The 11,894-nt window shown below is 35.8% G+C and carries 12 protein-coding genes; 3 read left to right on the plus strand and 9 right to left on the minus strand.

All coding sequences use genetic code 11. From position 1 onward, the window contains the following. Positions 1–7 precede the first annotated feature (7 nt). From GQN54_RS00810 to GQN54_RS00820, 3 genes are read left to right on the plus strand one after another with little or no spacing between them, the layout of a single operon-like run. Positions 8–919 carry an Omp28-related outer membrane protein gene (locus GQN54_RS00810; RefSeq protein WP_160631006.1) on the plus strand — a complete coding sequence of 304 codons (912 nt, stop codon included), beginning with the start codon at positions 8–10 and terminating at the stop codon, positions 917–919. A 35-nt stretch (positions 920–954) separates the two neighbouring features. Further along, positions 955–1,611 carry a porin family protein gene (locus GQN54_RS00815; protein WP_160631008.1) on the plus strand — a complete coding sequence of 219 codons (657 nt, stop codon included), beginning with the start codon at positions 955–957 and terminating at the stop codon, positions 1,609–1,611. Continuing rightward, on the plus strand, positions 1,611–2,171 hold the full coding sequence (locus tag GQN54_RS00820) for a UbiX family flavin prenyltransferase (RefSeq protein WP_160631010.1): 561 nt from the start codon (positions 1,611–1,613) through the stop codon (positions 2,169–2,171). Before GQN54_RS00815 ends, GQN54_RS00820 begins: the two co-directional genes overlap by 1 nt. Before the next feature lie 259 nt (positions 2,172–2,430). Here GQN54_RS00820 and queG read toward each other — a convergent pair whose 3' ends face one another. From queG to nrfD, 9 genes are all read right to left on the minus strand, one after another. Continuing rightward, entirely contained in the window at positions 2,431–3,375 is a 945-nt protein-coding gene (gene queG, locus GQN54_RS00825) for a tRNA epoxyqueuosine(34) reductase QueG (protein ID WP_160631011.1), read from the minus strand. After that, complete coding sequence (ruvB, locus tag GQN54_RS00830; protein ID WP_160631013.1) at positions 3,368–4,399, minus strand: Holliday junction branch migration DNA helicase RuvB; 1,032 nt, start codon at positions 4,397–4,399, stop codon at positions 3,368–3,370. Before ruvB ends, queG begins: the two co-directional genes overlap by 8 nt. 8 nt (positions 4,400–4,407) lie before the next feature. Then, positions 4,408–5,043 carry a hypothetical protein gene (locus GQN54_RS00835; RefSeq protein ID WP_160631015.1) on the minus strand — a complete coding sequence of 212 codons (636 nt, stop codon included), beginning with the start codon at positions 5,041–5,043 and terminating at the stop codon, positions 4,408–4,410. Between the two features lie 72 nt (positions 5,044–5,115). Then, positions 5,116–6,879, minus strand: coding sequence for a cytochrome c oxidase subunit I (locus tag GQN54_RS00840; protein ID WP_160631017.1), 1,764 nt, complete (start codon positions 6,877–6,879; stop codon positions 5,116–5,118). A gap of 33 nt (positions 6,880–6,912) precedes the next feature. After that, positions 6,913–7,971, minus strand: coding sequence for a cytochrome c oxidase subunit II (locus tag GQN54_RS00845; protein WP_160631019.1), 1,059 nt, complete (start codon positions 7,969–7,971; stop codon positions 6,913–6,915). Positions 7,972–7,996: 25 nt separating this feature from the next. Then, the gene (locus GQN54_RS00850) at positions 7,997–9,259 is read right to left on the minus strand and encodes a quinol:cytochrome C oxidoreductase (protein WP_235932934.1); all 1,263 of its coding nucleotides are present in this window, start codon (positions 9,257–9,259) and stop codon (positions 7,997–7,999) included. A 25-nt stretch (positions 9,260–9,284) separates the two neighbouring features. Next, complete coding sequence (locus GQN54_RS00855) at positions 9,285–9,944, minus strand: c-type cytochrome (RefSeq protein ID WP_160631021.1); 660 nt, start codon at positions 9,942–9,944, stop codon at positions 9,285–9,287. A gap of 21 nt (positions 9,945–9,965) precedes the next feature. Further along, positions 9,966–10,493 (minus strand): DUF3341 domain-containing protein, encoded by a 528-nt coding sequence (locus GQN54_RS00860; protein WP_160631023.1) that lies wholly within the window; start codon positions 10,491–10,493, stop codon positions 9,966–9,968. 19 nt (positions 10,494–10,512) lie between these two features. After that, positions 10,513–11,892, minus strand: a complete 1,380-nt coding sequence (nrfD, locus tag GQN54_RS00865) for an NrfD/PsrC family molybdoenzyme membrane anchor subunit (RefSeq protein ID WP_160631025.1) — start codon at positions 11,890–11,892, stop codon at positions 10,513–10,515. Positions 11,893–11,894: the final 2 nt, after the last annotated feature.

Consider the following 11,894-nt stretch of genomic DNA (forward strand, 5'->3'; position numbering starts at 1 on the left):
TAAAATCATGAAAAAGTTAATACACATTTTACCTATTATCGCGCTAACATTCATTGGTTGCGATAAAGTAGATGATCCATATCCAGTATTATTAGATGATGGATCTACCATCGTAATTGACCCCTCTTTAGGAATTACTGTAGCTGACTTAGCAAATATTAATTGGACTACGGTAGAAGGCACACCTACAACGAAAAGAAATACAGTAATTGAAGAATTTACTGGTGCTCGATGTACCTTTTGTCCCAACGGTTCAAAAGTTTTGGTTCAATTAGATACCTTGTATGGAGAGCAAGTGATTCCCGTTTCTATACATGCAGGCAACTTTGCTGAACCACAACCAGATTCGACAAAACCCTTTTTCTTAGACTTGAGGTTGCCAGTTGAAGCTGGTGAGTCCGTTTCTAAAGGAGAAACCTACTTAACAACATTTAACCCCGCAAAAGCATATCCTAGAGGAATAGTAAGTCGATTGACTGCTGAAGCAGAAAACCAATCCAAATGGAGGGCAGAAGTAGATGCCGTAAAAGACGACGCTATGAAAGCTAAGATAGATTTGGATGTAATGTTTGCAGAGAGTGATGATTTAATTCGTATTGTTATCGATTATGAATTTATGGAAGAATCTCAATTGGTACATGACCTACAAGTATATATTATAGAAAATCATATCATTGGCTGGCAATTAGATAATGGAACCGCCAAAGAATTTTATGACCACAAGTATGTACTTAGAAGGGTACTGAATGGATTATGGGGAATCACGGCTGAACCAGCAGTTCTTGGAGAAGTCTACCATAAAGAATATGTGATTAGGAAAGAAAAAAATTGGGACAGCAATAATTTAAAAGCCATCGTTTTTATAGCTGATCGGGAAACACAAGAAATTATACAAGCCAACCAAACACCCGTTCGTTAAAAACAAAATGTTATCATTTAGGTTTATTACTACATATGTATTCTTTAGTCAGAAATATCATCGTCTTAACAATATTCCTATTCACGGCTAATGGTTATTCCCAAGTTTTTGATGCAGGTATAAAAGCTGGTGTCGCTTCATCTCAAATCAGTGGAGATGGTTATTCAGGATTTCATAAGGCAGGAATTGTAGCAGGTGGGTTTGCAAGAATGAACTTGAGCGATAGAAGTCACTTTCAGTTTGAAATAACTTTTACACAAAAAGGAAGTAGAAGAAATCCAAAAACAAGTGAGGGAGATGATGACTTTTTCTTGTTGCGCTTAGATTATATTGAAATTCCACTTTTGTTTTTATATGATTATAAAAACTTCACCTTTGAAGTTGGTCCATATTTCAGCACTTTAGTAAATGAATACATGGAAGATGAATTTGGAACAACCTCTATTCCCGAAGGTTTTGATCAATTTAGTCGTTTTGACTTAGGTTTATCTGCTGGCATATCCTACAATTTTACGGAACAACTAATTATGAATTGGCGTTTTAGTAATTCTATTGTACCTGTTAGGGATTTTGAATCAAAAGCTGCTATTTTGCAGCAATTACCAGGACAAAGCCCACTTCAACGGTTTGACACAGGTATGTATCATACATACTTGAGCTTCACTATGAATTATAAGTTTGGAGGAAATTAATGAAACGAAAAATAATAGTCGCAGTCACAGGTGCTTCAGGATCTATTTATGCCAAACTGTTGTTGGACAAGCTGAATTCACTTTCTAATCAAATAGAGAAAGTTGGTGTCGTTATGTCAAAGAATGCAAAAGATGTGTGGAAGTGGGAATTAGAAAATGAAGAATACAATAACTACACCTTTGACTTTTATGAGAAATCTAACTTTATGGCTCCATTTGCTTCTGGATCTGCAAAGTACGATACCATGATAATTATACCATGTTCCATGGGTACTCTGGGTCGCATTGCTAATGGGTTTTCCGATGATTTAATTACTCGATCTGCTGATGTCATTTTAAAGGAAAGAAGAAAGTTGATTTTAGTTGCAAGAGACACCCCATTAAATCTGATTCACATCAACAATATGAAAGCAGTAACAGAAGCAGGAGGAATCGTTTGCCCTGCAGTTCCTTCTTATTATAGTAAACCCCAAACAATTGAAGATCTAGCCTCAACCGTTGTAGATAGAGTAATCGACTTAGCAGGTTTTCAATCAAACTCTTACCGATGGAGTGAATGAACAATTCACTAACAAGTCCCCGTTAAAAACTATAGGTTATTTTAACTTCTCTGGTACCTCATTTTTTTGTAATTTGTAGTTTCAAAATAAGTCAAGATTATGTACGAGTTTAGTAAGAAAGTACTTTTAAAAGTTAGCTTTGATAGAGTACTATTTAAAAAAGAATTGCTAAAAACTAAAAAATGGCTAAAAAGAGAAGAATCCATTATGCTTCAAGCTTGGTGCTTAAGTACTTTTGGACATATTTATAGGGATACTATTATGGATGTTTTTGAGATGGTTTAATGAATTGAATATTGCGTTTTAATCCTTTAAACTTAGCTCTCTTTACAGGAGATTTTTTAAAAAGAACCTGGTAAAGTTGCTCATCCAATTCTATCCAATCCTTTTCGGTCAAATTCAAGAGTTGATCAGAAGGATGGAATGCTGGTTCATTATTTTCTCTAGAAAACCTATTCCAAGGACAAACATCCTGACAGATATCGCATCCAAACATCCAGTTTTCCATTTTCCCTTTAAATTCATTCGGGATGGCCTCCTCCTTTAATTCAATTGTTAAATAAGAGATGCATTTACTACCATCGACTACTTTATCATTAACGATTGCATCAGTAGGGCAAGCATCAATACACTTCGTACAGGTGCCGCAATAATCCTTAATAGGGCCATCAGCCTCTAACTCTAAATCTATAATCAATTCAGCCAAGAAGAAAAATGAACCCTGAGATTTATTAATTAATAAACTATTCTTACCAATCCATCCTAACCCAGATTTTTTCGCCCAAGCACGTTCTAATACTGGAGCAGAATCCACAAAAATTCTTCCTCCTACTTTTCCTATTTCCTCTTGAATTCGATGGATATATTCCTTTAGCTTTTCTTTGATAATAAAGTGGTAATCTTCTCCATAGGCATAAGTGGAAATTCTAGGCGCATTGGGATCTTTTTGCTTAGCGTCAGTATAATAATTATACATTAATGATACTACCGACTTTGACCCTTCGACAAGTAAGGTCGGATCCAGACGCTTCTCAAAATGGTTGGTCATATAATTCATTGAACCATGATGACCTTTATTTAACCATTGAATAAGATTCGCCTCTTCCTCCTCTAGCTTTTCTGCTTTGGAAATCCCGACAAAATCAAAACCCAATTCCCTAGCTATGCGCTTTACTGTAGCTGTATTTTTTGAGACTTTAGTCATTACCGAATAAAGTGCCCGTATTTCTATGATTAATACGTCCAAGATGCTTATAAGCCTTCTCAGTAACTTCTCTTCCTCTAGGAGTGCGCATGATAAACCCTTCCTTAATTAAAAAAGGTTCGTAAACCTCTTCAATTGTTCCCGCTTGTTCACCTACAGCAGTAGCTATAGTAGATAACCCAACAGGACCACCTTTGAACTTATCAATAATATTTGAAAGGATTCTATTGTCCATTTCATCCAAACCATACTGGTCCACATTTAAAGCAGAAAGAGCCACATTAGTAATGTTCAAATCAATTTTACCGTTCCCTTTAATTTGAGCAAAATCACGAACTCTTCTCAATAGGGCATTTACGATTCTGGGGGTTCCTCTGCTTCTGCCAGCAATTTCAATAGCAGCCTCATCAGTAATTGAAATATTTAAAATCTGGGAAGAGCGTTTTACGATGGTACTTAATAATTCCTTATCATAGTATTCCAACCTTGAATTAATACCAAATCTTGCTCTCAAAGGTGCTGTTAAAAGACCAGCTCGAGTGGTAGCACCGATTAAAGTAAAAGGATTCAATTTTATTTGTACGGTTCTCGCATTGGGTCCAGAATCTATTAATATATCAATTTTATAATCCTCCATTGCTGAATATAAATATTCTTCCACAACTGGACTTAAACGATGTATTTCGTCAATAAATAATACATCCCCTTCATCGAGGTTAGTTAATAATCCGGCCAAATCTGCTGGTTTCTCCAGAACAGGACCTGAGGTAATACGAATGGAAACATTTAGCTCATTAGCAATTATATTGGCTAATGTCGTTTTTCCAAGACCGGGAGGCCCATGCAATAACACATGATCCAATGCTTCTTCCCTTTGCAGGGTCGCTTCCACAAAAACTCTTAAATTATCAGTAACGACTCTTTGTCCAGCAAAATCCTCTAATGTTATGGGGCGAAGAACTCTTTCGAAATCCTTTTCTGCATTACCTGAGGGTTCATAATTTGGATCTAAGTGCTCAATCATGTTTAAAATTACTTTAATAAATCTTTATAAATTTCGCCAAAAAAGATCTTAAATCTAAATATATAAACTGGCGAGTTAAAGCTTTCCTTTACCGCTTTGTTATCTATAATCATTAATCGATAGCCAACTCCAAACCCTAGCCCGAAATACTTTAGAATTTTGTACTGAGCAGTGATCGCAGGTTCATAGGTTAATATAAACTGTCGATTTCGATTAATACGGCCATTATCAGTATTCAATGTATAGTATGAATTCCCTATTCCAAATTGAACAGGTATACTCATCTCCCACCGTTCCCCTTTATAAAAAACATATTCAGTATACGGTGAAACATGATAGAAAACTAATCGAGCTTGGTCACTAGTTTTCAATATACCATTTTCTAAGTATGAGATTGAAGTTCTAAGCGGGGTAGAAAGTATATTAAAACCTAAACCAAATCTAAGTTTACGGTCAAATTCGATCCCTCCTTTCACTCCAAATACATTCACTCCAGATTGGTTGATAAAGGAATGTCTAGAATCCAATCTTAAGTCAAGCACTGGTTTTGTCTTTAATGCATCACGGATATCTCTCTCAAATGATTGAGCAAAAATTGATGTACATATACAGACTACAAATACTACACTGAATAATTTCTTCAATTAAAAGAGATTAATAAAAAAATGCCCTTAACGAAGTTAAGGACATTGTATATTGATAGGTGTTAATAAGTCTTAATGACCTTCATCTTTTTCATCTGGACCTAACGGCACAGTCTGTGGAATATAATCTTCCTCTGAACCCGGTTTACTATAATCGTAAGGCCATCTATGAACTTCAGGAATTTCACCTGGCCAGTTACCATGAATATGTTCAACAGGTGTTGTCCACTCTAAGGTATTAGATAACCAAGGATTCTTTGGAGCTTTTGGCCCTTTGAAGATCGAGTATATCATATTATACAAGAAAATAAATTGTGCAACGCCACCAATAAGTGCAAAAACACTAATCGTCACATTAATATCAATTAAATTTTCAAACAAAGGGAAAGCGGTATTAGAATAATATCTCCTCGGCACACCCGCTAGACCTAAGAAGTGCATTGGGAAAAATACCCCGTAAGCTGAAGTGATTGTCAACCAAAAATGAACAAACCCCAATCGCTTATCTAACATTCTTCCAAACATTTTAGGGAACCAATGATAAACACCGCAGATCATACCAAAAGTACCTGAAAGTCCCATCACAATGTGAAAGTGACCCACTACAAAATAGGTATCGTGAACATTTATATCTAGGGCAGAGTCTCCAAGGATAATACCCGTTAATCCTCCTGTAATAAACGTAGAAACCAACCCTATGGCAAATAGCATTGCAGGAGTAAATTTAATATTCCCTTTCCAAAGGGTAGTCAAATAGTTAAATACTTTAACAGCGGAAGGAATTGCAACCAATAAAGTAGTGAAAGTAAACACAGCTCCTAAAAATGGACTCATACCCGTAACAAACATATGGTGACCCCATACTAATACAGAGATAAATCCAATTGCTAAAATTGATCCAATCATGGCTCTATATCCAAAAATTGGCTTTCTAGAATTAGTAGCAACAACCTCTGAAGTAATACCTAAGGCAGGTAATAAAATAATATAAACTTCAGGGTGACCAAGAAACCAAAATAAATGTTCAAATAAAATAGGGCTACCACCTTCAACTTCTAATGCTTTCCCTGCGATAAAAATATCAGACAAGTAGAAACTAGTTCCGAAAGATCGGTCAAACAATAACAACAATACTGCCCCTAACAATACAGGGAAAGAAAGTACTCCTAAAATCGCTGTTACGAAGAATGCCCAAATAGTTAAAGGCATTCTGGTCATTGACATTCCTTTTGTTCTTAGATTCAAAATTGTTACAATATAGTTCAATGAACCTAACAATGAGGAAACAATAAATACAGCCATAGAAGCAATCCACAAAGTCATTCCCATACCTGAACCAGGTATAGCTTCAGGTAATGCACTCAAAGGAGGATAAATTGTCCAACCACCTGATGCAGGTCCGCCTTCAACAAATAATGAAATCAACATGATCACACTTGAAAGGAAAAAGAACCAATATGACAGCATATTCATGAAACCAGATGCCATATCTCTTGCTCCAATTTGAAGTGGAATCAATAGGTTACTAAAAGTACCACTAAGACCAGCAGTCAGTAAAAAGAATACCATGATGGTACCGTGAATAGTTACCAATGCAAGGTATTTATCTGGAGCTAACACTCCACCTGGAGCCCAATCACCTAGAAATGTTTCCAACAATGGAACACTTTCTCCTGGCCAACCCAATTGAATTCTAAAAAATAAAGACATCATCATACCAATGAAACCCATAACAGTTCCGGTAAGTAAGAATTGCTTCGCAATCATTTTGTGATCCGTACTAAAAATGTACTTGAACAAAAAGTCGTTATCGTGGTGATGTGTATGTGTAGACATGGAAATTATTTTAAGTCTTACTGATTTACTAAATTAATTAATTGATGAAGTAGCTGTTTCTTCCAAAACTTCTTCCACCACCTCTTCAGTGGCACTATCAGAAGCCTTTGGTTTACCATCCATAGGTAAAAACTCTTTTTGTTCAGCTAACCAAGCATCAAAATCTGCTTCGCTTTCAACGATGATATCCATCTGCATGTTGTAGTGAGCTGCACCACAAATTTTATTACAAAGTAGAATATAGTTAAAATCTTCGTTCTGTGTAATTTTCTTCATCTCCATCGTTGTAATTGTTGGGATGAAATTAAAACGGGTAGTCATACCTGGAACACAGTTCATTTGAGCTCTAAAATGTGGCATATATGCACTATGGATCACATCTTGTGCTCTAAAAATGAATTGTACTGGTCGATTAACCGGTAAATGAAATTCTCCTCTAACAATTTTATCGTCCCATCCATTGGCATCTGTAGAATCCATACCCAAGGCATTTACCCCTTCAATATTTCTAACATTTGCACTACCTAAAGCTCTATCCTCTCCGGCATATCTTGCTATCCAACCAAATTGATAAGCATAAACTTCAATTAAAACAGGATCTTCCTCTGCAGAAACAGGAGTAGTAATATTATTCCAAGTATTCAACCCGTATAGAATAAGTATAGAAAGAACCACCGTAGGAACAATAGTCCATAACAATTCTAATTTATTACTATGAGGAAAAAACTCAGCTCTTCTATTTTTATCATAAGAATATTTCCAAGCAAAATAGAACAACAAGATATGAGTCAATATAAATACTGGAAATATAATGATCCAAGAAGTCATCATCAGGTTGTCAATCGTTTCACCATGATGCGAGGCTGAAACAGGCAGCAGGTATCCACCCCATGCCACCATCTGATAAATGATGAATAAGAAGTAAACCACAAGGAATACCGGCATTAATCTCGCTTGAGTTCTGTTGTCCTTATCGGTAACATCCCAAGAATTTTCACCTTTTGCTTTCCCAGCAAGTTCCAATACTTTAATTAATTGAGCAAGAGCGATGATGCCCAATACAACCGATACAATAATTAGCAAATCTAGCATTGCAAAAACCTTTTAGTGTTTATTTTTAAATGTGTAAATGTTTACTTTCATCAAGGAAAGGGTGATTCTTAACAACAAGTGGTGCTTTAGCTAAAGATCTAAACACAGTGAATAAGAATAATCCTAAGAACCCTATAAAAGTACCAATCTCTAAGAAACCAAAGTGCCAGTGACTACCTACAGTTCCAGGCATTACCATCAAGAATACATCTAACCAATGTCCGATGAAAATAACAATACCAACAACAAGCGCATAGCCAATACTTCGTTTTGAATCTCTCGACATTAAAATGACCATAGGCATAATAAAGTTAACAGCGAAAACTCCAAAAAACAATCCTCTGTAATGTTCAATTCTTGTCATGTAGTAGGTTACTTCTTCAGGTATATTTGAATACCAAATCAACATAAATTGAGAAAACCATAAGTAACTCCATAAAAAGCTGATTGCAAACATCCATTTAGTAATATCATGCATATGTGATTTATTCACAACTTCAAGATATCCCTTTGACTTTAAATAAAGTGTTAATAGTACAATAGTAATCATTGCGCTTACCCATATTCCGGAGAATACATACCAACCAAACAACGTACTAAACCAGTGGGTATCAATTGACATTAACCAATCCCAAGATGCAGTTGATGAAGTATAAGCAAAGAAAACTAAGAAAATAGCACTATAAACCATATTCTTGAAGTGGATTTTAGTTCCTCCTTCTTGGTCTTCCTTTAATGATCTCTTTCTAAAAAGATTTACAAAAAATAACCAAACTGCTAAATAAGCGATGGTTCTTAACCAGAAAAAACCTTGATTAAGGTAAGCAGTCTTACCAGCAATTATAGAATCATAGTGATGATTCTCAATAGCACCTTCGACAGTTGCATCATTAGTATACTCTGGATGTGCAGAATCAATAGTGCCCTCTATAACGAATTCATGCGTAGCTGCAGGATCCATCCAATGATAGATATGGTTCCAATGCAAAGAACAAGCAGCAAAGAAAATAATCAAGGTAATTGCCCCAACCCACATATACTGAGATATTCCTTCAAAAACTCTTTTCAGAACTGTTAAATAGGAAGCTTCTGTAGCATATTGTAATGCCAAGAAAAACAAGGTTCCTAAAGAAATTCCAAAAAAGAAAAATCCATTTACTAGAATATTTGCCCAAAAACGAGTATTACTTTCAGCATCATGAGGCATCCCAACTATTAGGGCGATCAAACCAATTGCCATAAAAATTGCAAAGGTGATTTTTGATTTATTTGTAAATATGAAGTCCATATTAGCTGTTTTTTACTTTCTTAAATTATTCTGCAACAGTTTCTGCTGTTTCATTAGTTTCATTCGGTATCTCTTCTACTGCAACCTCTTTCATTGCTTCAGGATTTTTACCTTGTAATTTTTGCACATAAGCAACAATTAACCATCTTTCTTCATCGTTCAACTGCGCCGCATGAGGTCCCATCGCGTTTAAACCATACATAATAGTGTGGTAAATATGACCAGGTGCTAACTCAGACATCGACCTTCCACCTCTCCTTGTTTTATTCTCATCTGTATAAGAAGGTACCGCACTGTATGCTGGATGATTAATAGAACCCTTACCTTGACCTTTTGGACCATGACAATGTTGACAAAAAGAAGCATACAAAGCTCCACCCTTCACTAACATTTCATCAGTTACTTTAAAAGGAATAGCTAATTTTTGACCAGCTTCCTCATAACCTTCAGTTGTGTTGGCAAACGGATATGGTTTATATCCTCTAGGAATTGTGTTTTCAACCGGTAATCGCGCAGACATTGAATCTGGATATTCGTAATCTACATATGTTTCAATGGCCGGAGATCTATACATATCAGGCATGTATTCAAGCCCTGGACTGTTTGGGTCTCCACAAGATGATAAAACAACAGATGCAAATGCTCCTGTAAGTAATACCTTTGTTATGATTCTATTATTTTTCATGTCTATGCCTCGTAATTTTTCTTATCTAGCTTCAATTCTTGTTGTTCCTGTTGCTTTAAGCATTTCTTCCAATTCAGCTTCTGATTGGTCATGATTGTCGTGCAAATGCAATTCCATTACAAATTTATCATCTGTTGTTTCCGGATACGGGTTTCTTGCTTTTACTCCAGGCAACGTCCAGTTTCTCAGGAAATAGGTTAATGCCATACCATGCGCTGCTAAAAGAACAGTGAACTCAAATGAAATAGGCACAAATGCAGGTAAATTATCGATTAAAGTAAAGTTAGGTTTACCTCCAATATTCATTGGCCAATCTTGAATCATAAAGAACCACATGCCAAACACTGCTAACAACAACCCTATACAGCCATATATAAATGCAGTAATAGCTATTCTAGTGTGTTTAACACCGATAATTGGGTCTAGTCCATGAATCGGAAACGGAGAGTAGACATCTCTGATGTAAATTCCTTTTGATACTAAGTCTTTAGCTCCTTTTAAAAGAACCTGCTCATCATCATAAGTTGCGTATATAACTTTATCAGCCATTTTCTTTAATTATATATTATTAATGCTCTAGAGTTTGCTTTTTGTAAGCCTCTCCTGATGATTTTAAAATCGATTTCAATTCATTCAATGCTAATACAGGGAAAAATCTAGCAAACAACAAGAATAGTACGAAGAAGATTCCGATTGTACCAATGAAACATCCTATATCTACAAATGTTGGGTGGAACATAGTCCAGCTTGAAGGCAAGTAGTCTCTGTGCAATGAAGTAACAATAATTACGAATCTTTCGAACCACATACCAATATTTACAATTATCGACATAAAGAAGGTAAAAGTAATGTTGGTTCTCAATTTCTTAAACCAGAATACTTGAGGTGAGATAACGTTACATGTCATCATTGCCCAATATGCCCACCAGTAAGGTCCTGTTGCTCTATTTATAAATGCATAAGACTCATACTCTACTCCAGAATACCAAGAAACGAATAGCTCTGTCAAGTAAGCAACACCAACAATAGAACCTGTAACGATTATTACAATGTTCATATACTCGATATGCTTAATGTGTATGTAATTTTCTAAATTCAACACTTTTCTCATGATAATCAACAAAGTGTTAACCATAGCGAAACCAGAGAATACCGCCCCCGCAACAAAGTAAGGAGGAAAAATCGTAGTGTGCCATCCAGGAATGACTGAAGTAGCAAAATCCATAGATACAATAGAGTGAACGGAAAATACAAGTGGAGTAGCTAAACCAGCTAAAACAAGCGAAACCTCTTCAAATCTATTCCACGCTTTCGCGTTACCAGTCCATCCAAATGCTAATAAACCATAAACTTTTTTAGGTACTACTTGAGTTACTTTATCACGAATAGTAGCAAAATCAGGTATTAAACCGATATACCAGAATACCAATGATACAGAGAAATAAGTACTAATCGCAAATACATCCCACAATAAAGGAGAATTAAAGTTTACCCAAAGTGAACCAAATTGGTTTGGTAATGGAAAAACAAAATAAGCTAACCAAATTCTTCCCATGTGGATACCAGGCCAAACCGCAGCCATCATTACTGCAAAAATTGTCATAGCCTCAGCAGAACGGTTAATTGCCATTCTCCACTTTTGACGAAACAATAACAATACTGCAGAAATTAAAGTTCCTGCGTGACCAATACCTACCCACCATACAAAGTTGGTAATATCCCACGCCCAACCGACAGTTTTATTCAATCCCCATGTTCCAATACCTGTTCCTAACAAATATAGGATACAACCGATTCCCCATAGGGCCATAACTGAAGCTAGACCAAAAACAATGTACCACGAACGATCTGCCTTACCAACTATTGGCTTAAGCACATCATTTGTAATATCGCTATAGGATTTATCTCCTAATATAAGTGGTTCTCTTATTGCTGATTCCTGATGCATTA

Source organism: Acidiluteibacter ferrifornacis, assembly GCF_009909615.1.
In the GTDB taxonomy this organism is placed as follows: domain Bacteria; phylum Bacteroidota; class Bacteroidia; order Flavobacteriales_E; family Vicingaceae; genus Acidiluteibacter; species Acidiluteibacter ferrifornacis.

What these genes read in the sequence shown, in the direction of transcription:
- GQN54_RS00810 (WP_160631006.1), top strand. Translation starts at nt 8, where the DNA reads ATGAAAAAGTTAATACACATTTTACCTATTATCGCGCTAACATTCATT.
- GQN54_RS00815 (WP_160631008.1), top strand. Translation starts at nt 955, where the DNA reads ATGTATTCTTTAGTCAGAAATATCATCGTCTTAACAATATTCCTATTC.
- GQN54_RS00820 (WP_160631010.1), top strand. Translation starts at nt 1,611, where the DNA reads ATGAAACGAAAAATAATAGTCGCAGTCACAGGTGCTTCAGGATCTATT.
- queG (WP_160631011.1), bottom strand. Translation starts at nt 3,375, where the DNA reads ATGACTAAAGTCTCAAAAAATACAGCTACAGTAAAGCGCATAGCTAGG.
- ruvB (WP_160631013.1), bottom strand. Translation starts at nt 4,399, where the DNA reads ATGATTGAGCACTTAGATCCAAATTATGAACCCTCAGGTAATGCAGAA.
- GQN54_RS00840 (WP_160631017.1), bottom strand. Translation starts at nt 6,879, where the DNA reads ATGTCTACACATACACATCACCACGATAACGACTTTTTGTTCAAGTAC.
- GQN54_RS00845 (WP_160631019.1), bottom strand. Translation starts at nt 7,971, where the DNA reads ATGCTAGATTTGCTAATTATTGTATCGGTTGTATTGGGCATCATCGCT.
- GQN54_RS00850 (WP_235932934.1), bottom strand. Translation starts at nt 9,259, where the DNA reads ATGGACTTCATATTTACAAATAAATCAAAAATCACCTTTGCAATTTTT.
- GQN54_RS00855 (WP_160631021.1), bottom strand. Translation starts at nt 9,944, where the DNA reads ATGAAAAATAATAGAATCATAACAAAGGTATTACTTACAGGAGCATTT.
- GQN54_RS00860 (WP_160631023.1), bottom strand. Translation starts at nt 10,493, where the DNA reads ATGGCTGATAAAGTTATATACGCAACTTATGATGATGAGCAGGTTCTT.
- nrfD (WP_160631025.1), bottom strand. Translation starts at nt 11,892, where the DNA reads ATGCATCAGGAATCAGCAATAAGAGAACCACTTATATTAGGAGATAAA.